Genomic DNA, 21,831 nt, shown 5'->3' with positions numbered 1-21,831 from the left:
CCGGAGCTTCAAACAGACCAGGGAGGAAGCCAATGTTGAAGTCGATCTCGTTTGCCGGCGCCGCGATGGCGCTCGTCCTGAGCTCCGCGCCGTCCGGCGCCAAGGAGCTCAAGTCGATCGGCGTTTCGCTGGGTTCGCTCGGCAATCCGTTCTTCGTCGCGTTGTCGAAGGGCGCCGAGTTCGAGGCCAAGAAGACCAACCCCAACGTGAAGATCACCACCGTCGGCTTCGAATATGATCTCGGCAAGCAGGTCACCCAGATCGACAATTTCATTGCCGCGGGCGTCGACCTGATCCTGCTCAATCCCGGCGATCCCAAGGCGGTCGGCCCGGCGATCAAGAAGGCGCAGGCCGCCGGCATCGTCGTGGTCGCCGTCGACACCGCGGCCGAAGGCGCCGACGCCACGGTGACCACCAACAACGTCCAGGCCGGCGAGATCTCCTGCCAGTACATCGTCGACAAGCTCGGGGGCAAGGGCGACGTCATCATCGAGAACGGCCCGCAAGTTTCCGCGGTGATCGACCGCGTCGTCGGCTGCAAGAACGTGCTCGGCAAGAATCCCGGCATCAAGGTCCTGTCCAACGACCAGGACGGCAAGGGCTCGCGCGAAGGCGGCCTCACGGTGGCGCAGGGCTATCTGACCCGCTTCGCCAAGATCGACGCCATCTTCGCCATCAACGATCCGCAGGCGATCGGCACCGACCTTGCGGCGCGCCAGCAACAGCGCACCGGCATCATCATCACCGCGGTCGACGGCGCACCCGATATCGAGGCAGCGCTCAAGGACCCGCAGGCGACGCAGATCCAGGCCTCCGCCTCGCAGGACCCGTTCTTCATGGCCCGCCGCGCCGTGCAGGTCGGCGTCAACATTCTCAACGGCCAGAAGCCGGCGTCCACCGTCGAGCTGCTGCCGTCGAAACTCGTGACGCGCGACAATGTCGGCGAGTACAAGGGCTGGACCTCGGACCGCTCGCAGTAGCAGGCGGAAGACGGCCGGCGCCGGGTGCGGCGCTGGCCGGCTTGCGTGGCGTGGTGCTAGCTCGGCATGCAGCGTTTGACCGGGGCTGGGTCGACCGCTCTCTCGTTAGGCTCATGATCATGAGGTCGTAGGTTCAAATCCCGTCTCTCATCATAGTCGCAGGCTCGACCAGCCGACGTCCGCTTTTCGACACGAAGCGGGCCCCTGGCTTTCAATGCACCAGTTCAGCTTGTGACCCTCAGCGGACCTAACGAGGCACGCCTTTGCGTAGCCGGCTCTCAGGAACGATGAGAACCTCACGTACTTGATATTGGGAAGTTTGCGGATATTCTGACCGAAATGGTTAACCTCTCCAAGCAGCCGATAAAGATGCGCAAGGCGGACGACCTGCACGACCGGGCCTTGCAAGTCGCGGCAGACACCTACCGGCTAAATTTATTCAATCAGCTTACGGGGCGAACGACCCCCAAGGGACCATCTGTCAGCGATGGTGAACTCACCGAAGCCATACGCCAAAGCTTCACGCAGGTGAGCGATGGACGGTTCCGAGAAATGATCGAACTGTCGACCGACGCTGCCCTCGAAGCCTACGACAGGGTTTCTGCTGCCTTCAAGTTTTCCCGTTCCCGGCGCTCCAACTGATTGCCTCGCTCGCGGTGCCGATAACGAAGCTGGTCGGAAAGCCAGAACCCGAACTAGTCCTAGCAACGCGCCCGCTAACGTCGGCTCTGGGCCCGATGCCGACCTTCGCTCGGAAAGCCGAAATGTCTGCTTCTGGGAGATGAGCCGACCAATGTGAAGTAGCCTGCCAAGGGCAGCTTGTGACCCGGAGCGGACGTTGACCTTTCAGGAAGCGGCATCCGCTCTGTGCCAACAGCGGAACGCGGGATAGATGATCCCTCACTTCGACACGGCACGTATTCACGATCAGCCAGCCGTCTCCGCTGTTCGAAGTGCGCCCAGGTGGGAAGCGGTACAGCGCTAAACCTTTTATTCATACGACGAAACGACACTACCTTTAGTTGGCGCGTCATCATCGGGGCTTCGATGGCATTTTCCGAATGGTCTCCTGCGGGCCGCTATAAGCTCGGACTTGTCGCCGGGCTCGTCGTCGGGGGCATTGGCTGCTTCTTGATGTTGTTTCCAGTAGCCGGTTGGATGGTGATGATTATGTATCTGTTCCGGCTTGAGGACGCGAGCGGCGAGGTTGAAAGAAACATCCTGCTCGGAAGTTATCTCGCGTGGTTTGCGGCTTTCACTATCATCGGCACTCTCGCAAAGAAGGGTACTTTCGTATTAGGTGTCTTCGCTTCGCTACCGCTTGCAGCCGTATGGCTAATGATCGCGTGGCATTAGCACGGGCATTCCATTGAACGACCGTTAGTCCGCTATCGGCCCGTTGCAGACCTCCGCTTACAAAGCCGCTATGTCTGCCTTCAGGAGAAAAACCGACCCTAGGTCAAGTCCGCGCGGAAGTCAGCCGTGACCCATATGCGACATTTGACGATTGGAAGAATGATCCTGACCTATTCGATCGGTGGAATGGTGCGGACCCACGCGACGATAGCGTCGAGATCCTGCTCAGTCATCTTGCTGAAATAGCGCTGCCGGGCCATAGGCAGCTTGAGCACGCGGCCGTCGCGGCTGATGCCCTCGGTCAGGGCGCGCTTGAGCTCGGGGTCGGTCCACGCGCCCACACCCTTCTCTTTGTTGGAGGAGATGTTGGCGACTACAACTGAACCGAAGGGGCCTTTCATCTCGTGACCGCCCTTGCCCCACCAGTTCTTAAAGTCTTGAGTGCCATCGGGCTTGCGGGAGTGGCATTCCATGCAATGCGCGAGGGTGGCGAGATAGAAGCCGCGCTTGACCTGATCTTGAGGGACCGAGTCACCGATTGATGTTTCGGCGCCCGGCAGTGGCACGGGATACGCCGCGGCCTTATAGACCGGCGGCGGCATCTCGTTGCTTACCGGCTTGGCGGTCTTCAGGTAGGCCGCGATTGCATCGAGATCACCTGGCGTCAGAATTCTGTAGAAGCCGTAAGGCATCTGCGGCGCAACCGAGACCCCGTTCGGTCGCACACCGCTTATCAGCAGTCGCTTGAGATCGTCGTCGCTCCAAGCTCCAATGCCTGTGTCGCGGTCGGGCGTGATGTTTGACCCTTGGACAGTGTAGGCCGGTCCATCCCAGACAATAGATCCGCCGGAAAACCGCCGCTCCATGATGAGACCGCCGGGGCCGCGTGGCGTATGGCAGCCATCGCAGGCCATGACCGCGTTGACAAGGTAACTGCCGCGCTCGATTGGCGTCTCGGCGACGGCTGTAGTCGCGGCGCCACACAAAACCGCGAGTACAGCAAAAACGTAGATCATCGCTCCGGCCCCCCGCACTTTTAAAGCTCACTGCTTTCACACTGGAGCCTAGCGGCCGCGCCATATGTGAACTCGTTCACGTCCGGACAAATGTTTTTGTTACCTAGGGCGTATCAGCGAAGTGACTGCCCTTGTCATTGAGGTCCGCTCAGCAGCGATGTCGGACGGGGTTTGCTCAGGTTGAGTTCTTCGCATTTTGACCCATATGAGACATCAACCGCGTGAACCGGTGAGCAAAATGAGTTACACTTTGCGTGAATTCATAGGATAGACACCCAAAAGTGGGGACGCGGGGGGCAACAGTGGCCGACTCGAACGTGCCTGAGGAGGAACAGAAAGAGCCGGCATCTGTCGGGTTAATTATTCGCATCCGAGCGCGTTTGACGCCTATCGGCGCGGCGCTAGCTTCGTTTGCGGCGGTGGGTGCGGTGGCCGGCGGCCTCGTTGGATATTGGAATGTCTGGAAAACGGTCCGCGCTGACGTTTTTCCGGAAAGGCAAAAGATACAGAGCGAAGCCAGGGCTCGGCCCGACATCGTTCCTCGCCTATCTCTTGTCGTGCTGCCATTTGCGAACCTCAACAATGATCCGGAGCAGGACTATTTCGCTGACAGTATTGCGACTGACCTGACGACCGATATTGCGCAAATGCCTGGCGCGTTTGTGGTCGGGCGCGGGACAGCCTTTACGTATAAGAACAAACAGGTCGATCTCAAGACGCTCGGCAAAGACCTTGGCATACGCTGGGCCGTACAGGGTGCAGTGCGACGGGCTGGAGATCAGGTCCGCATCAATGTATCGCTCGGCGACACTTCAACTGGCCGCGATGTCTGGTCCGATCGATTTGACGGGGATCGGACGAATCTTCCGGCCTTGCAGGAGCAGGTCACGGCGCGGCTCGCCCGCTCTCTCAACGTCCAACTCGTCGAGGCGGAAAGCCGACGCAGCCAATTGGAGCAGTCAACGAATCCCGATGCCGTGGATTTTACCATGCGCGGCTGGTCTAAGTTATATGAATTTTCGAACAAGGCCACGAACGCGCAGGCAAAGAGCTTGTTCGACAGCGCGCTGCGCCTCGATCCGGAGAACATCGACGCAATGCTCGGGAAAGCTTGGTGCATAAGCCGGGACGTGGTCAACGAATGGTCAACGTCCGTGGTCGAGGACAAAAAAACGGTGACCAAGATAATCGATCAAATTCTTGCAAAACGCCCAGCGACCGCAAACGCGCACATAGTCAAGGGCAACATTTTGATCTACGGAAATCCGGAGGGAGCGCTGCCCGAATTCGACGCGGCTTTGGAAATCGATCCCAATTCACCGGTTGCTTACGCATTAAAGGGGATGGCGCTTATCACGGCGGGACGCGCGCGCGAAGCGTTCCCATTGATTCAGGTCGCTCTGCGACTAAGCCCCAAAGATCCGTTCGCTGGCACTTGGCGCTTCTTCCTCTGCCATGCTCATATGCATGTACACCAATACACCGAAGCCATCGAGGAATGCAGACGCTCGATCAATCTGAACAAATTAAATTGGTTGCCATATTCGGATCTGGTCTCAGCTTATGGAGCCACAGGTCAATTGGAATTAGCCCAGCAAACGCTCGCCGAATTGAATGCAATAAGGCCGGACTTCACGGTCCAGTGGTTCCGTCAAATGGGCCACGCACGTTCGAACAATCCGCAGTATCTCCGTGAGTATGACAACCTCTTCTTAGAGGGCCTGAGGAAGGCTGGCGTTCGCGAGCAATGAGGAAGATATCTGAAAGTTCAGTACGCGAATAAGAACATTTGCGCCGGAATGGTACTTGCTGGGGAAGCGCGTGGCAGCGCTGCCGAAGAGCAAGATCGCCATTGGCGATGTCTCGTCATGGCCCATAGCTGACCTGTCCCGCGCAGCCGATCCATGATCGCTTGTGACCCTTAGCGGACCTCGCGCCGCTTTGGCTCAGGTGCGGACATCAAGCTGTCGTCGGACAATTCCACCGGATTGCGCAGCGACATCGTGTGTTGGTGGGTTGCGCCGCCGCGTCAATGCGTTACCACGATGAAATCCGTGTCTTTTCCCGTCTCCTGGCTAATTCCGTTGTCGGAAACAATCAACGAAGAGGCCGGCGTCAGGAGTTCAGAGATCTTCTCAACCGTATCCTGGGGCATTTCGATACGATTGAGCGCAGCGTTGGCTTTGTCGGGTAACGGTTCCGGCGCGGTTTGCTTCGCGGGCGCTTCTCGCCGTTTCGTGGCAGCTTCGGACATACGGGGCAATTCCTCTGGAATCGACACGACGTTCCAGCGAATAGCCGTTCCCTCGTTCTGGAATTCCATTGCGGTAAACACGTGCGTTCCCAGCGGCTCCTCCGGATCTTCGATCTTGACCGGGACATCAAACAACGGCGTGAAGCCCTGACGCACGAACAGCTTGCTCAACTTGCGACTGACGAAGATGGAGATCGGGACGATCTTTTTAGGCACGCTTGCAGCGGGAGCCGAGCCCGGCTCCTGGAGACTGGCGGCTTCTGGAGTCTCGGCGTTTGACACCACTGATCCCTGCGTTGCCGTGGCTGCACCGATGCTCTTGGTTGCGACGGTGGCACTCTGGAATTCGGACGAACCGGACGCGGCTTTCGGTTGAAAAAGATGCGGATTGGTTATCTCGACCGGCTGGGCATCACCATGCGCAATGATCACGCGCGTGCCGCGCTTCGCGAGATGCCAGAGTCGAACGGCAAAATCATCTTTCAAACGGATGCAGCCGTGTGACGCTGGATGCCCGGGCACGACACCGGCGTGCAACGCTATCCCTGACCAGGTGATGCGTTGCATGTAGGGCATGGGGGCGGCGCTATAAATATTTGAACGGTGCCATCGTTGTTTGCTGATGACGCTGAAGACGCCGAGGGGCGTCGGATGCCCTTCCATTCCCGTGGACACCGAAGAGCGTGCAATTAGCGCCCCGTTGTCAAAAAGCGAGACCCGTTGGTCTGCTATCGAGATGATGATCTGGAGCGGGCCCTTCGGAAGGGGCTCGGGCCGAACGCTCTTCGCCGTTTCAGAGTTTGTCTGCCGATGGTGGTGCTTGTCTTTGTACGGAGCGTATTGGCTTCGCCAGAACGTGTGTTGGGGTCCAAACAGAAATTGAGCGTGTGCGATCCCCGCAGGGAGCATGAAAATGGCGAATACAGCGATTGATATCGCACGCTGCATTGCTGGTAATTCCTTAACGAACATCGCCCGGTCCCATAGGCGCGGTTCCATCGTTTCGAGACGATGCGCGAAGCCGAAGCCTGATGCGTCATTCTGACAGCGCACCAAGCCTCTCCTCCAAATCCGGTCGCAGTGGGTCGAAAATTGGACCGAGCTCACAATTAGCGTGGGAGTTTCCGCTGGAGACGGGCGCGATTGCTTGTGATCGACGCGTTGCAATGGGGCAACACGTTTTAGAAAAATCGACGAGTGGCCGTTTGTGCCATTGCGCGACCCACATTGATCCCAAGAATGAGCCTCTTCGCATGCTTGGCTTTTCTACACGGCTCCGGTGGAGCCTATGGGGGCGACGGCATCATGAACCCGCGGCGACTTACGATAGTGGCGCCGACGTTTTGCGGAACGGTCGCTCTCGCGGGGTGGATCGTTGGCTGGCTGGCCGGCTTCGGTCCGGCCGGCTCCGAGAACGCCCGCGCAGTGACAGTCCAGGACCGCGCAGCATCTCTCGCCGCCACCGCGAGGCTCGCGGATGAACCGCAGGCAATCGCAATGGGCAACACCGGACCCGCGGACGCCGCTGTCGCTAGCGCCGAAGTGGCGACAGCCGCTGAGCCCGCGGCGGGGACGGCCACCGACACGACGGCGGCCTCGGATAAATCGGGATCGATCGTCGTGGCCGCGTTGCCCGGTCCGTCGCAAACGCTGTCGGCCGATTTACCGCCTGCGCAGGAGTCGGTGGACTTGGGCCACCACGATGTCGCCCAGCCGGCGCCGACCACGTGCGGTGCATCCGGCGGTGCCTCCAGCACGGGGCCGCGGGATTTCCGGTATCTCATTTGTTATGTCTGGTCCGAACTGCCGCCTGCCGAGAAGCCGGCGGCGATCGTCTTGCGTTCGTTCAAGGACATCCCGGTCGGGACGCCGGTGGAAGAGATCAAGCGCGCGTCCGACGCTTTCGGTCTGGATTTCACTTTCATGAAGGCCGTGGCCAAGGTCGAGTCCGGTTTCGACCCCAAGCAGCGCACCGGGTCGTATATCGGGCTGTTCCAGCTGAGCAAATACGAGTTCAGAAAATTCGGCTCCGGAGATATTCTTAATCCCCGCGATAATGCCGTTGCGGCAGCCTACAAGGTCATCACGGAAGGCATTCTATTCCAGTGGGTGACGCACAGGAAGCCGGACTTGAACGATCTCTACCTGATCCATCAACAGGGCTGGGAAGGCGCCGCGGAGCACCTCAGCCAACCCAATCGCATCGCCTGGAAATCGATGTGCGCCACTGGCGAAGGCAGGGAGAAGGGCGAAAAATGGTGCAGGCGCGCGATCTGGGGCAATACGCTTCCGGCCGTCAAAGAGGCGTGGAAATCCGTGGAGAAGCTGACGTCGGAAGCGTTCGTCGGAATGTGGCGCGAGCGGGTTGCTCATTTCCAATCGAAATACATGGGCACCGCGACCGCCGACGCCGAGCGGGCGCAGGCGCCAGTGAATGTCCGTTGAGTGGTTAGCAGGAGTTGCCGCACCCGCGGGCGAGCGGGGCTTCACCGTCGCCGGTCGCGCGGATGCACTTTACATCGTCAACGACGCGCTCGGGTCGTTCTTGCTGCTAGCGAGGCCATCGATCAGGTGCTGATGTCTGCTTGTGGCCCGAAGGCTAAGTGTCCGGCACGCCGGCAGCTAGGGCCATAGCGGGCATCGAGAATACGCGGGCAGATCGACGCGAATGACCCGAAGCGGAGCACCTTGAAAGTGAAGTCAAGTCATGATTCCGGGCATGAAGCATCGGACGCGCGGATGGCCGTCTATGTAATGCCTCCAGACCATTGTACGGCCGAAGCGGTTTGGTTCTGTGACAACGGCACCGTCAGGTACGAGCACCCATTCGCCGTCGATGAGGACGCGGTAACGGCCCCGACTGGACTCCCAATCGGCATCGGACACTATGTATCCGTCGGCATCAGTACAGCACTTTCCAAATTCGCTCTGCAAGCTTTCAAACCAAGACTTCAGCGGAGAGTGGTCGTATCGGCCATCGTCGCGTGCAAGGACCGGCGTCAGTAGCAACGCTGAACCCAGCAACGATGCCGCAAGTTTCGCTGGAAACATCTGTTTGCCTCCGCGATATTCGCCCGCCGATCCGCTGGCTTGGTGCGGCTTAGGCTGGCAACCCGGAAACCAAGTCCGTTGCAACTGCCGCTGACGAGTGACGATAGCTACGATCGCTCGACGCTGTGATGGGACAGTTCATTCCCATCCCCACTGACGTGAGTCCGGAAATTCGAGCGAAGGTTCAAATACGACAACGCTTCAACTAAAGGTCAGTGCAGCTGCTTCTTTGGCCTAGCCTGCCCTTAGCCGACCTCCAGGCTGGCGCCGAGCTTGTCGCTCATGACGGCGTAGCCGACCAAAGCCCTTACAGACTTAAGGAAATGACCCACGGTGGAAGTCTGCAGGGCATCTGTTGCGGGTCTCTGCAAGCGTGTTCGTCAACAACGATTGCGATCTACGCTGGTCGCCCGCAACGTCTATTCGGCAACTCGCGACAGCTCCGCAAGGAGCTTCAACGCATCATCCAGCACGGCCTGGTCCAGCGTTCGTTCAGCGACCGCATCACGCGTGAATGCGCCATGCGTTCGCGCATTCTGATTTCCCTTCGGCGCGCCTGTTCTCCGTGCGCCGCCGTGCATGCGGCAGCGGACCTTGCCGTGCACGGCCGGCGCGCGGCAGGTGGTGCCGTTTCGCGTTTCGGCGCCACAGCGCGGGCTCGTCCACATCGCACGCGTGTTGCGAATGTGGTCGCCGCTCATGCATTGCTGCCTTGCCTGGATTCGGCGTGTTCGCACGCGCCGGCCTCACGCGGCGGGACCAGTCCTGCGGCTGTCGCAACGTTCGGCTCTGCGACGATCAGGCTCGCGTGTTGCGTCACGTTGCCCACAATCGCCCTGCCGCCATCCTGCACCGACAAGTTCCGGACCGTGATCGCACGCTCGCCGTTGTTGCGGTGGCGGCTGAGTGCCTCGATCTGGCTTGCGAAGGTGCGGGCCAGCCGGGTCAGCGCGCGTGTGAGGCTCTCCTGCTGCGGAATGTCATCGGTGAGAGCGAGGCGGCAGGCGGAGCGCATCGCTGCCGCGTGAACCGACGCCATCTGCACCGCGAGCATGGCCTCGATCGAGTCCTTCGGCGCGATGCTCTTCACCAGCGAGATCATGAATGCGAGATTGGCTTCATCGGGCTTGCGTCCAGTCATGCTGGCCTTCACCAATTGCTTGAGGAGGCCATGCAGCGCGTCGCGGTCGGCGGCGCCGAGCGCCTCGGCCAGCAGCCGTTCGCCGGCTTGCGGGTCGGCATGGAGGATCGCAATCCCCCGCTTGTAGAGCTTGATCCGCGGGCTTGCGTCGGGGCCGCTGCGATCGTTTGCCGCAACCGGCAGCGTGCTGTGGTGTTTCGCAGATGTCGTCATGTGCTGTGTCCTTTGCTCGCGCGGGCTCATTGCGCGCGAAATCAATCGCTCGCTGCGCGCCTGTGGGATTTTTGAGATGTCGATGAAGGGCTTACGCGCAATCGCCGCGAGCCCCCCGTGGTCGGGCGGCGTGGACGCTGGCGATTGTTGCGATGATGGCATTCTGCCAGTGTTTTGCCCGACGAGTCAAACGGCATTACGAAGCGCGCAATCCTCGTTCGTGCCAATCCGCGTTCGTGCAAGTCCTTGTTCTTGCAGTTGCCGGCTACTGTGCATGGGGTTGTTTTCGCATTTTTTGTTTCGGAGCGGCCCTGACTTGCCGCGCGACGGAATGCCGGCGCGCAAACGCGATTGCGAAATCCGGCGCGCCCGCTCATCATGATGTGCGAATGCGCTGCGTCATGCCAAAGCGCCGCGAGCGTCTGGGGAGAAAACGAATGCAACGAACGCTTCGCCTGCTGGCGATCGTCGCCGGATTGTGCGTGACGACGGAGGCCTTCGCGCAGAAATATCCGGCGCGGCCGGTCAAGATCATGGTCGGCTTCAGCGCGGGCGGCCCGGTCGACGTCGTCGCGCGCATCGTCGCCGATCGATTGAGCAACAAGCTCGGACAAGCCTTCGTGGTCGAGAATCGCGCCGGCGCCAACGGCATGATCGCGGCTGAAGGCGTCGCGCATGCGGAAGGCGACGGCTACACGATGCTGGCCTGCAACTCCTCCACGATCACGCTCAACAAAACGCTCTTCAAGGACATCCGCTACGATCCGGAAAAGGACTTCGCGCCGCTCACCACCGTCGTGTCGGCGCCGCTCGTGCTCGTGGTCAATCCGGACAATCCCAAGACGGCCAACATCAACACCGTCGCCGATCTCGTCGCCGCGGCAAAGGCTGCGCCCGGCGCGCTTGCCTACGGCTCGGGCGGCAACGGCAACCTCGCTCATCTCGCCATGGAGTTGCTCAGCCAGAAGGCCGGCGTCAAGATGATCCACGTGCCCTATCGCGGTGGTGCTGCGTCCGAGGTCGGCATCCTCGCGCAGGAGGTCCTGGCGGTGTTCGATCCCTTGTCCGCCGTGCCGCTGGTGAAGGCCGGCAAGCTGCGCGCGCTCGCGGTGTCCTCAGCCGAGCGGCTGCCGGCGCTGCCTGATGTGCCGACCGTCGCTGAAGCCGGCTATCCCGGTTTCGACATCTCGTTCTGGGTCGGCTTCTTCATGCCGAAGGCAACGCCCGCGCCGACCCTCGAGATGCTGCACCGGGAGATCATCGCCGCCGCCAACGATCCGGTGTTACGCGAGCGGCTGGAGACGCAGGGCGTGGTCAGCGTGCTCAGTCCGGCTGAGTATGCTGCGAAGATCGCCGAGGAGACCAGGGAGCTCGCCGAAGTGGTGGCGGCGGCGAACATCAAGGCGGAGTAGCGCGTCTGCTTGACGTGATGCCGGCCACCTGATCCAGCCGCTCGAGCAGCGGGCGTTGTCCTGCGTTGATCTTCTCGTGCGCTTCTGCGAGCGTGAACCATTCTGCACGGTCGACCTCAGGGAAGGTCTGGCGTTTGCCGCTGCGTGGCGGCCATTCCATCTCGAAAGTGTTGCTGCGAATGCTGCGCACGTCGAGGTCGAACTCGGCCGCGAACGCGGTGACGACCTTTCCGCCGCGCTGCTTGACCTGGCCAAGCGAAGTCAACGGCGTGGACAGCTCAAGTCCAAGCTCCTCGGCAAACTCCCGTCGCGCGGTGGTTTCTGCGTCTTCTTCGTCGGCATACTCGCCCTTCGGGATCGACCAGGCGCCGAGGTCCTTGTTGCGCCAGAACGGCCCGCCGGAATGAACGAGCAGGACCTCGATCTCCCCGCGCTTCCGATAGGCAACGATCCCGGCACTTTTCGATGGCATCGCAGGTTCCGTGCAGGCGGCGCATTCGCTCGGGAAAAAGTGGAACAGACGGTTTTAGCGCAGGTTAATAGCCAACGCTTTAACCGAACAAGGGAGTGAACCATGATCCGCCTGTTGGCAACGACCGCCTTAGGGCTGGTGCTGGCGAACGCCGCCTTTGCGCAATCGCCAAGCAGCAACACCAAGTCCGAGCAGACGCCGCAATCCCAGTCCAATTCCACAGCTCCGTCCAACACGTCGCCGTCTGGCGCAGCACAAACGCAGCAGACCACGTCGCAACCGCAGCAATCGTCAACGCCGGGAGCGTCGACACAGAATACCCAGGCGACGACCCCGTCTTCCGGGTCGGCCAATTCCGGCTCCGGGACCAACGCCACCAACAGCGCGGACACGTCCTCCCGGCCGCCGAGCGGTACGGCAAACTCGAACACGGCCGGCAACCAGCCCGCCTCGCAGCAGAGCGCCAATCCGCCGGCGGCAAACTCGAACCAGACACAGGATCGCTCCAATCCTCCGGCGAACACTACCAATCAGGCGCAGCAGGCGCCCAGTGCATCTGGAACCAACCAGGCCCAGCAATCGCCAAACACGCCGAGCAGCAATCAGGCGCAAGACCAGCGGACCGGTGCCAATTCACAGGCCGCCGCCCGCACTGACGTCAACCTCAACAAACAGCAGGAGACCAAGATCAGCGCGTCCATCTCCCATCTCAACGTGCGGCCGCTGACCAGCGTCAATTTCTCGCTCAACGTCGGCACGGTGGTGCCGCGCGATGTCCAGCTATCGACGCTGCCGCCCGATGTGGTCGAGATCGTGCCGCAATATCGCGGCTACAGCTTCGCGCTGGTGAAGGATGAGATCGTCGTGGTCGATCCGGCGACATACAAGATCGTGACGGTGCTGCCGTACTCTGGACAATCCACGGCGACAACGACGACGACGCGCGAGCGCAGCGCCAGCAAGTTTTCGGATCGCGACCGCGAAGTGATCCGCAAGCATGCGAAGACCCGCACCGAGGGACGGAGCGAACGACAGACCACCGGCAGCACTGCGCGGTCCGAGATTCACGTTGGTGACCGCGTTCCCGAGAGTGTCGAGGTCGAGGAATTCCCGAGCACCGTCTACCGGGACGCGCCCGACCTGCGCGAGTACCGCTACATTCACCGCGATACGCGGACCTATGTCGTCGAGCCCGGCGAACGCCGCATCATCGAGGAGATCGACTAGTCCACGAACCATCGGAAGCCGCTCCATCGAGCGGCTTCCGGATTTGCGCATCAGCCCGAAGATCGTTCGCGCGCTGCAAAACGGATGGCGCGGGCCTTCGCGCTCTTTCCCGCCGCGCGCGCGGCGATCATGCTGCGTGCCTTGCCCGGGGTGCTCTTTCGGATCAGGGACGCGAGCCGCTTGCGTGCGCGGCTGGCGGTCAATCGCGCCGCCAGTTGCTCTGCCTTGCGAATGATGGTCGTGACCGAGGGCGTCAGGTTCACCGGAACCCAGGCGACGTCTTTGGTCTTGGACAGGCTGCCGATGCCTTCGCATGGCGCCTCGCGCGGCAGGTCGATCCGGATCGCGAGGGCTTCCGCACGTTCGGTCCAGTCCTCGGCCTTGGTGCCGGTGATGATGCGGACATAGTCGCGTGTCTCGCGCGGCAGCTCGCTCTCTTTGGCGAGCCATTTCTGGATCCGGCCGGGGCCTGCGTTGTAGGCGGCTGCGGCAAGTCCGAGATTGCCGAAATCGTCGCGCAGCTTGCGCAGGAATTTGGCCGATGCCGGCAGCGCCTTCATCGCATCGAACGGATCATCCAGCCCGACCTCGGCTGCCGTTTCCGGCATGAACTGTGCGACGCCTTGCGCGCCGGCCTGGCTGACCTCGTTGGACTTGAAGCGGCTCTCCTGCCAGATCAAACGCGCGAAGAACGGCACGGGAATGCCGCTGGCTTCGGCAGCGCCACGAAGCGCGTGGCAGAAGCGCTCCATCGGCGAAACCGGCGCCTGCGCGACGGGTTCGACCGCTCGCTGCGGCTCGGGTGTCTCCTCATAGGCCGCACGCGCATTGGCGAGCTCGAGGGCCTGCACGCTTGCAAGGAACAGCTCGACCACCGGAACAAGTGGCGCGGCCTGAGTGTTTTGAAGAACGGTGTGATCGAAAGCTGATGTTTGGCGGGACGCCGACGGATCGAAGTCGCACATCAGAATCATGAACGCGGCGCAAGCCGCGACGACAAATCGCATTTGCTGGAGCAACCTCGAACTGTGGGTGAACGGCCAGCGGTGCGCCGGCGATAAGGAGTTATTAACCGAGGGATTGCGGCAAAGCTGCGGTCTCGTCGGTTCCGCCGGTGTTACTACGGTGTTCCCGACAGGAAACTCTCTGCTCCGCGATTTTGCGGGCATGGCGAATTGGGACGAGCGAGATGATGCGGTGGATGCTTGGCGCGGTGATTTCGCTGTCGGTGATCTCTCCGGCGCTTGCGGGCAATCTCGATGCAGCAGCGGTAAACGACGCTGCGCGTCCCGCAAAGCAACCTGCTAGCGACAAGCTCAACGCATCGATCGTGAAGCTTCAGATTCTGCTCGACCATGCGCGGTTCTCGCCCGGGGAGATCGACGGCAAGCTCGGCGAGAACGCGCACAAGGCGCTGAAGGCGTTCGCTGAGCAGAACGGCGTTGCATCCGACAAAACGATCGTACCGGAGCTTTGGGATAAGTTGAATGCAGCGAACGAAGGGCCTGTCCTCGTCGAATACAAGATCACGGACGCGGATGTGAAGGGCCCGTTTCTGAAGGAACTGCCCGGCAAGCTCGATGACATGAAGCCGCTGAAGGCGCTGAGCTACACCAGTCCGCTCGAAGGGCTTGCCGAGAAATTCCACATGAGCGGAGACCTGCTTCGGACGCTCAATCCCGGCAAGTCCTTCGACAAGGCTGGAGAGACGATTACCGTTGCGAATGTCTCTGCACGAAGCGAGCTGCCAGCCGTTGCGCGGCTCGAGATCGACAAGAAGAACGGCACGCTGAAAGCATTCGACGGGGGCGGCACCCTGATCGCATTCTATCCCGCGTCAATCGGAAGTCCGGATCGTCCGACGCCGAGCGGTACGCTCAAGGTCACCAGCACTCACGAGAATCCGGTCTATCACTACAACCCCGACTACAAGTTCAGAAGCGTCAAATCGAAAAAGCCGTTCGATGTTCAGCCGGGCCCGAACAATCCGGTGGGAGCATACTGGATCGGCTTATCCGCTCAGGGTTACGGCATCCACGGAACGGCGGAGCCTGACAGGGTCAGCAAGTCCGCGTCGCATGGCTGCGTCAGGCTGACCAATTGGGACGTGCGAGCGCTGGGCGAGCACGTCAAGCGCGGCACACCGGTGGTCTTCCTGGATGCGCCGACGGACTCCTCGTCCGAGCAGCGGCGGAAGTCCGGCGGCAGGCGCGCCTCGAACTAGTCTTTAGGAAAGTCCTTGCGCATCGCGATCTCGGCGGCATCGCCGGGCGATAGCACGGCCTGGTCGAACGCTGCTTGCGGCCTCGTCATGATATCGTAAAGCGAGATGCCCTTGATCGGCTTGCCCATGAGCTCGCGGACGCAGTCGGCGAGTGTGCCGTTGTAGACGAGATAGGGCGGACCTCGATCCTTCTGCCTCTCGCCTTTCAGCGACGGCCACTTTTTCAGTTCGGCCGGCGCGTCATAGGCGATCGGCGATTTCTCTTTAAGCATGCGCTTTGGCCCCTGAAGGCGCGGATAGCCCGGAAGCCTAGGGCGGCCCGGTAAAACGCTTGTTAAAGAATTAGTTCAAATCAGCCGGTAACAAAGGCGAGCAGGGTGCCGTTCGCTTTGGCCGGCGGCGCGCAGATCGCAGACCCGCTGCGCACCGCTGCCGAACCAAGCGCCTTCTCGGTGGCCGCGAGATCGCCGCTCACGAGCACCAGGGCAGCGCCTCCGCGTTCGGAAAGACCCGCGAGCGGCACGCCGGGATAGCGTTTGCCGAGCTGCTCCAGCGTCAAGTAGACGAAGTCGGCCCGATCGCCACCGGAGGGTACGGTCACCGCGCCGTCGGCCTCGGCCTTCGGCTCGCGGTCGATCAGTCGTCCCAGATGCGCGGCTTCCTTCGCGGGCTCGGGCGTCGCGATCAATGTCTGCTTGATCCGCCTGGCCGCATTGGCGTGCTTCATCAGCTCGGGAATCCACACGGTGTCGGGCGTCTTGTGCTGGCAGGCGAAAATGCGCACGCCGCCGGGCGCTTCCGCGGTCGGCCACATGAAGGTGCGGAATTTCGCCGCCGAGACCGTGCCGTCAGGCAGCGTCACGGGCCGTTCGAAATCGGTCGGGCCGATCGGCTCCAGGCCGCGCGCGCGGATCTCCTCCGCGCCGGCGGTGGAATCGACCGCGGTGAAGGCGATGCGCTCGATGCCTTCGCCGCGCTTGTCGAGGAAGGCACGCGCCGGCGCGTTGTGCTCGGTCGCCGCGAGCACGCCGAGCAGCTCCATATAATCCGGGTCGAACATGATGGTGTAGTTGCCGGTGCCCATATGTGCGCTGTGAGTGCCGCGCGGCGAGATGGTGAAGCCGAGCTGCCGGTAGTTCTCGGCGGCTTTGTCGAGGTCCTGAACCATGACCACGGCGTGGTCGATACCGATGACGTTCTTGAGAGCCACTGTTCTTTCCCCGCATGCAAACTGACTGGACCGCCGCTGGCGGCCGCAGGTCCTGTCTACGCCGGATAGGCGGTCAAGTCATTTTCAAATCGGCGGGACATGCGGAAATTTCATTCCGCGAAAGGCGATATCGACGCGCGATGGCGTCAGCGCGCCTGCTCGATATAGCCGGCGAGGATGGCGCGCTCCTCGCTGGTCATTTCGGTGATGTTGCCCGGCGGCATCGCATTGGACCAGGCGGCGACGCGGCCGATCAGGCGGATGTTGCGATGGATGTGCTCGGGCGCGTCGAGCAATATGCCCTTCGGCGCGGTCACGATGCCGGCCCAGACCGGCTCGGTCGCGTGGCACATGCTGCAGCGGGACATCACGATCTCCTCGACATGGGCAAGCGTCGGCTGCGCCCCCAGCGCGCTTGTCTTGACCTCGCGCGGGCCGGCCGCCGAGAGGAAGAGGATCGCGATCACGCCGACGGCTGCGACACCCCACACCCACCACGGCGATCGGCGTCCGGCATGACCCTCGTTGAAGAAATGACGGATCACGGGGCCGAGCGCCAGGATGATGGCGACGATAATCCAGTTGAAGCGGGTGGCATAGAGCAGGGGATAGTGGTTGCTGATCATCAGCACGACGACAGGCAGCGTCAGATAGTTGTTGTGAACCGAGCGCTCCTTGCTTGACTTGCCGAGCTTTGGATTGGGCGCCTGTCCCGCGAGCAGGGCGGCGACGATCTTCTTCTGGTTCGGGATGATCAGCGTGAAGACGTTGGCGACCATGATGGTGCCAATGATCGCCCCGATCTGATTGAAGGCGCCGCGCCCGCTCAGCACATGGGTGAAGGCATAGGTCAATGCGACCAGGAACAGATAGCCGCCGATGGCGAAGGGCAGCTCGCGCTGCGCGAGCCCGGTACGGCAGGCGCCTTCATAGAGCAGCCACGCCAGCGCGAGGCTGCAGAGGCTGAATAGGCCGGCCTGGAATGGCGTGAGGTCGAGGATCGACCTGTCGACAAGGAACAAATCGGCCTCGAGATAATACACCACCACCATCAGCGCGAAGCCGGACAGCCAGGTGGTGTAGGCCTCCCATTTGAACCAGGTCAGCTCGTCCGGCATCTGGGCGGGCGCGACCAGATATTTCATGATGCGGTAGAAGCCGCCGCCATGGACTTGCCAGGCCTCGCCTTGCACGCCGTCCGGCAGATCGGACCGGGGCCTAAGGCTGAGATCGAGGGCGATGAAATAGAAGGAACTGCCGATCCAGGCGATCGCGGCGACCACGTGCAGCCAGCGGAGCAGCAGGCTCGCCCATTCCGATATAATGGATCCCCACATGATCACCCCAATAGATGCGACCCCGATGCCGCAGCCTTGATGACCGCAACCGGCGGCCTCGCCCTTACAATGTGTCGCACCGATCAGCCGCATTTTCCAGTACGATGGGCTACGGCTGATGCACATCGTGCGGGCATGAGCTGACGTGGGATTCGGCAGGCATTTGACTTGTCGCAGAACGCTTGCGTGTCGATCGGCGTTGATGCGCCAGACGTGACGGCCAGGAGGAAACGACGTGAGGAACAGGATTTCGTTCGTGGCGATGTCCGCGGGGTGGCTGGTCGCGGTCGCGAGTTGCGCACAGGCGGAGCCGGTGCTGCAGGGCAAGGACGCCTACGGCGATTGGCAGGCCGACAAGCCTGGCACGGTCAGGTTGATCCGGCCGCAGGATCTGGTGCGGCCCGGCGCCACGCGGTCGGTTGCGAGCTCGTCGCGCGTGGTGCCGCGTCCGCCGGAGGGGGCGCTTCAGGTCCCGGCCGGCTTCAAGATCGAGCTGTTCGCCGAGGGTCTGCGCGCTCCGCGCATCGTGCGCGTGGCGCCGAACGGCGATGTCTTCGCCGCGGAGACGCGCGCGGGCACCATCCGCGTGTTGCGCGCCGGCGAAGGCGGCAAGGCCGCGACCAACGAGGTCTTCGCTGCCGGACTGCGGCAGCCGTTCGGCATCGCCTTCTTTCCGAACGGCGACAATCCGCAATGGGTCTATGTCGCCAACACCGACAGCGTCGTCCGCTTTCCCTATCAGGCCGGCGATCTCAAGGCGCGTGGCAAGGCGGAGACGATCGTCGCGAGCCTGCCGCATGACGGCGGTCATTCCACCCGCGACGTCGTCTTCACGCCCGACAACAGGCGCATGCTGGTGTCGGTCGGCTCGCTCAGCAACGTCGCCGAGGGCATGGGCACGCCGCCGGGTGGAGTGGAAGCCTGGTCGAAAGCGCAGCCGCTCGGTGCGGCCTGGGCGAGCGAGACCGAGCGCGCCACGGTGCTCGCCTTCACCCCCGAGGGCAAGGAGCGGACGATCTACGCCACCGGCATCCGCAACTGTGTCGGTCTTGCGATCCAGCCGCAGACCGGGCTGCCCTGGTGCTCGACCAACGAGCGCGACGGGCTCGGCGACGATCTCGTGCCTGACTATGTGACGAGCGTGAAGGAGGGCGCGTTCTACGGCTGGCCATGGTTCTATGTCGGCGGCAACGAAGACCCGCGCCACGCCGGCGCGCGGCCGGACCTCAAGGACAAGGTGACGGTGCCCGACGTGCTGGTGCAGCCGCACTCGGCCTCGCTCGGCATGACCTTCTATCAGGGCACGCAGTTTCCGTCCGAGTACCAGGGCGATGCTTTCGCGGCCGAGCACGGCTCCTGGAACCGGTCGAAGCGCACCGGCTACAAGGTGATCCGCATCCGGATGAAGGACGGCAAGCCGACCGGCGAGTATGAGGATTTTGTCACGGGATTCGTGGTGAGCGATACCGAGGTATGGGGGCGGCCGGTCGGTGTTGCCGTGGCAAAGGATGGGGCGCTGCTGGTGTCGGAGGACGGCAACGGGACGATCTGGCGGGTGACAAGCGTGCCTCGATGAAGGTGTACCCTCGCCCCTTGCGGGAGAGGGTGGTTCGCCACAAAGCGGCGAGACGGGTGAGGGGTCCATCGGGCGAACTCCTCTGCGTATGCCGAGAGAAACCCCTCATCCGGCGCTTCGCGCCACCTTCTCCCGCAAGGGGAGAAGGAAGAGCAGCGTGCCTGGGATGTCTACCCCCGTCGCACACTGGCTCCGCCATCCACCGGCAACGTCACACCCGTGATGAAATTCGCCTCGTCCGTGGCCAGGAACAGCGCGGCATTCGCGACGTCCCACCCCGTTCCCATCTTCCTGCGCAGCGGCACCTTGCTGTCGCGTTCGGCTTCGACTTCGGCGCGGGTCTTGTGCCATTCGCGGGCGCGGGTGTCGACGGCCATCGGTGTGTTCATCAGGCCCGGCAGGATGACGTTGGCGCGGATGCCGTATTCGGCGTTCTGGTAGGCGAGCTGTTCGGTGAAGGCGATCATCGCCGACTTCGTCGCCTTGTAGGCGACGTAAGGATAGGTGGTGATCGCCGCCATCGAGGAGATGTTGATGATCACGCCGCTGTTCTGCGCGCGCATGATCGGGATCACCTCTTTCGCCGCCAGAATGCAGCTCTTCAGATTGATGGCGACGACGCGGTCGAACGCCTCCTCAGTGATTTGCAACAGCTCGGCGTCGCCGCCGGCCAGGCTTACGCCGACATTGTTGTGCAGTACGTCGATCCGGCCCCAGCGCGCCTGCGCCTCCGCGACCATCGCCTTGATGTCGGCGGACTTTGTGACGTCGGCCCTGAACGCCGCGGCGGTGCCATGCTTCGCGGCGATCATGGCGGCGGTTTCCTGCGCCGATTCCAGATGATGATCGACGCACAGCACCTTGGCGCCCTCTCGCGCGAAGGTCAGCGCAGTGGCGCGGCCGTTGCCCATGCCTTCGCCGGGGCTCTGGCCGGCGCCCACGACGATCGCAACCTTGTCCTTCAAGCGCATGTCAGTTCACTCCCGGGATCGGGTACTGCTGGAGTACCTCTTTGTAATATGGCTCGTTGTCGATCATCATGGTGGCGAGCACGCGCACCACACCGCAATAGAAGGCGATAGTCAGCACGAGGTCGACCATGTGCTCGTCCGAGAGATGCTGCTTGATCTCGGCAAAGGTCGCATCCGACATCGCGAGCTCGCGCACCATCTCGCGGGCACCTTTCAGGATCGCCTTGGCCTGTGGCTCGAGCGTCGAGGGCCGGCCGTCGGTCTCCGCCATCAGGCCGGCGATGTCATCGTCGGTGACGCCGAATTCCCTGCCGATCTTCACGTGGTGAGTGAACTCGTATTCCGATTTCTCCATCCAGCCGACCTGGAGGATCGCAAGCTCGCGCAGGCGCGGGTCGAGCTTGCTCTTGAAGCGGATGTAGCCGCCGATGCCGTTGAAGGCGCGCGCCATCTCCGGCGAATTGACCAGCAGCTTGTGCAGATTGGTGTTGCGCTTGAGCATGTCGCGATATTCGGGCGCGACCTGGTCGGCCTCGAGATAGGGCAGGCGAGCCATCCCTGATATTCCTTTCAGTGTTCTTGTGATTCACGTTCGGGCGCTTGCAGCGTCACCCCGCCGTCCACCACCAGCACCTGTCCGGTGATATAGCGCGCAAAATTGCTGAGCAGGAATTTGACGGCATGGCCAACGTCCCAGCCGGTGCCTTCCGTTTTCAGCAAAGACGCCTTGGCCCGTTGGGCGCGCGCCTGTTCGCTCATGCCGCGGGCATAGACCATCGGCGTGTACATCGGCCCGGGGCAGATGCAATTGACGCGGATGTTGTCGCGGCCGTGATCGACCGCCATTGCGCGGGTCAGGCCGATGATCGCGGCTTTCGAGGTCGAATAGGTCGTCAGGCCGCGCGGCCGCAGCGCCGAGATCGAGGAGATGTTGACGATCGCGCCGCCCCGCGCGGTCTTGATCATGGCAGGGATCGCGTGCTTGGAGAGCAGGAACATGCTCTCGACATTGACCTGCATGACGCGGCGATATTGCTCGGGCGCTTCGTCGACCACGCTGCCGCGGCTGCCGATGCCGACATTGTTGTCGAGGAAATCGAGCTGGCCCCAGCGGTCGAGCGCGGCTTCGACCAGCGTCCTGCAATCGCTCTCGCTGGTGACGTCGCCGCCATGCGCCGCGGCCATGCCGCCTTCGGCTGCGATCATCTCCGCGGTGCGTTCGGCGAGCTTGAGGTCGCGATCGGCCACCAGCACTTTGGCGCCGGCGCGAGCCAGTAGAATTGCGGCGGCGCGGCCGTTCCCGATGCCGTCGCCGGCAGCGCCGCCGCCGCTGACCAGCGCCACCTTGCCGGCGAGACCGGGATCGTCCTCGGGCCCCTGCATGTCGTTTC

At 62.2% G+C, this 21,831-nt stretch carries 22 protein-coding genes; 9 read left to right on the top strand and 13 right to left on the bottom strand.

What is annotated here, in order from left to right; genetic code table 11:
• The first annotated feature begins 32 nt into the window (after positions 1-32).
• The 3 genes from IVB48_RS09825 (at position 33) to IVB48_RS09815 (ending at position 2,336) form a co-directional block, all read left to right on the top strand.
• Positions 33-980: an ABC transporter substrate-binding protein gene (locus tag IVB48_RS09825; RefSeq protein ID WP_247288403.1), complete on the top strand. Its 948-nt coding sequence runs from the start codon at positions 33-35 to the stop codon at positions 978-980.
• 339 nt (positions 981-1,319) lie between these two features.
• Positions 1,320-1,622 carry a hypothetical protein gene (locus tag IVB48_RS09820; RefSeq protein ID WP_247399717.1) on the top strand — a complete coding sequence of 101 codons (303 nt, stop codon included), beginning with the start codon at positions 1,320-1,322 and terminating at the stop codon, positions 1,620-1,622.
• 405 nt (positions 1,623-2,027) lie between these two features.
• Positions 2,028-2,336 carry a hypothetical protein gene (locus tag IVB48_RS09815; RefSeq protein ID WP_247399716.1) on the top strand — a complete coding sequence of 103 codons (309 nt, stop codon included), beginning with the start codon at positions 2,028-2,030 and terminating at the stop codon, positions 2,334-2,336.
• Positions 2,337-2,506: 170 nt separating this feature from the next.
• Here IVB48_RS09815 and IVB48_RS09810 read toward each other — a convergent pair whose 3' ends face one another.
• Complete coding sequence (locus tag IVB48_RS09810; RefSeq protein ID WP_247399715.1) at positions 2,507-3,352, bottom strand: c-type cytochrome; 846 nt, start codon at positions 3,350-3,352, stop codon at positions 2,507-2,509.
• A gap of 302 nt (positions 3,353-3,654) precedes the next feature.
• Here IVB48_RS09810 and IVB48_RS09805 point away from each other — a divergent pair, with 302 nt between their 5' ends.
• On the top strand, positions 3,655-5,103 hold the full coding sequence (locus tag IVB48_RS09805) for a tetratricopeptide repeat protein (protein ID WP_247399714.1): 1,449 nt from the start codon (positions 3,655-3,657) through the stop codon (positions 5,101-5,103).
• A 278-nt stretch (positions 5,104-5,381) separates the two neighbouring features.
• Here IVB48_RS09805 and IVB48_RS09800 read toward each other — a convergent pair whose 3' ends face one another.
• The gene (locus IVB48_RS09800; RefSeq protein WP_247399713.1) at positions 5,382-6,659 is read right to left on the bottom strand and encodes a L,D-transpeptidase; all 1,278 of its coding nucleotides are present in this window, start codon (positions 6,657-6,659) and stop codon (positions 5,382-5,384) included.
• A gap of 252 nt (positions 6,660-6,911) precedes the next feature.
• Between IVB48_RS09800 and IVB48_RS09795 the strand changes: the two genes are divergently transcribed.
• Complete coding sequence (locus tag IVB48_RS09795; RefSeq protein WP_247399712.1) at positions 6,912-8,051, top strand: transglycosylase SLT domain-containing protein; 1,140 nt, start codon at positions 6,912-6,914, stop codon at positions 8,049-8,051.
• 255 nt (positions 8,052-8,306) lie between these two features.
• Here the strand turns inward: IVB48_RS09795 and IVB48_RS09790 are convergent, their stop codons facing one another.
• The 3 genes from IVB48_RS09790 to IVB48_RS09780 form a co-directional block, all read right to left on the bottom strand.
• Entirely contained in the window at positions 8,307-8,657 is a 351-nt protein-coding gene (locus IVB48_RS09790; protein WP_081747933.1) for a hypothetical protein, read from the bottom strand.
• 419 nt (positions 8,658-9,076) lie between these two features.
• Complete coding sequence (locus tag IVB48_RS09785; protein WP_247399711.1) at positions 9,077-9,358, bottom strand: HGGxSTG domain-containing protein; 282 nt, start codon at positions 9,356-9,358, stop codon at positions 9,077-9,079.
• Complete coding sequence (locus IVB48_RS09780) at positions 9,355-10,011, bottom strand: hypothetical protein (protein ID WP_247288414.1); 657 nt, start codon at positions 10,009-10,011, stop codon at positions 9,355-9,357. The genes IVB48_RS09785 and IVB48_RS09780 overlap by 4 nt, the downstream gene beginning before the upstream one ends.
• A 437-nt stretch (positions 10,012-10,448) precedes the next feature.
• Here IVB48_RS09780 and IVB48_RS09775 point away from each other — a divergent pair, with 437 nt between their 5' ends.
• Positions 10,449-11,423, top strand: coding sequence for a tripartite tricarboxylate transporter substrate binding protein (locus IVB48_RS09775; RefSeq protein ID WP_247399710.1), 975 nt, complete (start codon positions 10,449-10,451; stop codon positions 11,421-11,423).
• Here the strand turns inward: IVB48_RS09775 and IVB48_RS09770 are convergent.
• Positions 11,410-11,895: an NUDIX domain-containing protein gene (locus IVB48_RS09770; RefSeq protein WP_247399707.1), complete on the bottom strand. Its 486-nt coding sequence runs from the start codon at positions 11,893-11,895 to the stop codon at positions 11,410-11,412. The genes IVB48_RS09775 and IVB48_RS09770 overlap by 14 nt on opposite strands.
• Positions 11,896-11,997: 102 nt before the next feature.
• Between IVB48_RS09770 and IVB48_RS09765 the strand changes: the two genes are divergently transcribed.
• Positions 11,998-13,122, top strand: coding sequence for a DUF1236 domain-containing protein (locus IVB48_RS09765; protein WP_247399706.1), 1,125 nt, complete (start codon positions 11,998-12,000; stop codon positions 13,120-13,122).
• 50 nt (positions 13,123-13,172) lie between these two features.
• Here the strand turns inward: IVB48_RS09765 and IVB48_RS09760 are convergent, their stop codons facing one another.
• A complete protein-coding gene (locus IVB48_RS09760; protein WP_247399703.1) occupies positions 13,173-14,129 on the bottom strand; it encodes a lytic transglycosylase domain-containing protein in 957 nt (318 codons plus the stop codon).
• Positions 14,130-14,311: 182 nt separating this feature from the next.
• Between IVB48_RS09760 and IVB48_RS09755 the strand changes: the two genes are divergently transcribed.
• Positions 14,312-15,346, top strand: a complete 1,035-nt coding sequence (locus tag IVB48_RS09755; RefSeq protein WP_247399701.1) for a L,D-transpeptidase — start codon at positions 14,312-14,314, stop codon at positions 15,344-15,346.
• Here the strand turns inward: IVB48_RS09755 and IVB48_RS09750 are convergent.
• The 3 genes from IVB48_RS09750 to IVB48_RS09740 form a co-directional block, all read right to left on the bottom strand.
• A complete protein-coding gene (locus IVB48_RS09750; protein WP_247399698.1) occupies positions 15,343-15,618 on the bottom strand; it encodes a hypothetical protein in 276 nt (91 codons plus the stop codon). The two genes, IVB48_RS09755 and IVB48_RS09750, sit on opposite strands and share 4 nt — an antisense overlap.
• A gap of 80 nt (positions 15,619-15,698) precedes the next feature.
• Entirely contained in the window at positions 15,699-16,556 is an 858-nt protein-coding gene (locus tag IVB48_RS09745; RefSeq protein WP_247399696.1) for a VOC family protein, read from the bottom strand.
• A 146-nt stretch (positions 16,557-16,702) separates the two neighbouring features.
• Positions 16,703-17,893, bottom strand: a complete 1,191-nt coding sequence (locus tag IVB48_RS09740) for a urate hydroxylase PuuD (RefSeq protein ID WP_247399694.1) — start codon at positions 17,891-17,893, stop codon at positions 16,703-16,705.
• 235 nt (positions 17,894-18,128) lie between these two features.
• Here IVB48_RS09740 and IVB48_RS09735 point away from each other — a divergent pair, with 235 nt between their 5' ends.
• Positions 18,129-19,469 (top strand): sorbosone dehydrogenase family protein, encoded by a 1,341-nt coding sequence (locus IVB48_RS09735; RefSeq protein ID WP_247399692.1) that lies wholly within the window; start codon positions 18,129-18,131, stop codon positions 19,467-19,469.
• A gap of 170 nt (positions 19,470-19,639) precedes the next feature.
• On the opposite strand, the gene IVB48_RS09730 is transcribed toward IVB48_RS09735, so the two are convergent.
• Genes IVB48_RS09730 through IVB48_RS09720 form a run of 3 tightly spaced genes read right to left on the bottom strand, consistent with a single transcriptional unit; the run spans position 19,640 to position 21,823 of the window.
• The gene (locus IVB48_RS09730; protein ID WP_247399690.1) at positions 19,640-20,440 is read right to left on the bottom strand and encodes an SDR family oxidoreductase; all 801 of its coding nucleotides are present in this window, start codon (positions 20,438-20,440) and stop codon (positions 19,640-19,642) included.
• A 1-nt stretch (position 20,441) separates the two neighbouring features.
• Positions 20,442-20,996, bottom strand: a complete 555-nt coding sequence (locus IVB48_RS09725; protein ID WP_247399688.1) for a carboxymuconolactone decarboxylase family protein — start codon at positions 20,994-20,996, stop codon at positions 20,442-20,444.
• Between the two features lie 14 nt (positions 20,997-21,010).
• Entirely contained in the window at positions 21,011-21,823 is an 813-nt protein-coding gene (locus tag IVB48_RS09720) for an SDR family oxidoreductase (RefSeq protein ID WP_247399686.1), read from the bottom strand.
• Between the last annotated feature and the right edge of the window lie 8 nt (positions 21,824-21,831).

The organism is Bradyrhizobium sp. 76, from assembly GCF_023073025.1.
In the GTDB taxonomy this organism is placed as follows: Bacteria; Pseudomonadota; Alphaproteobacteria; order Rhizobiales; family Xanthobacteraceae; genus Bradyrhizobium.
This window is presented reverse-complemented; position numbering and strand designations above follow the sequence as displayed.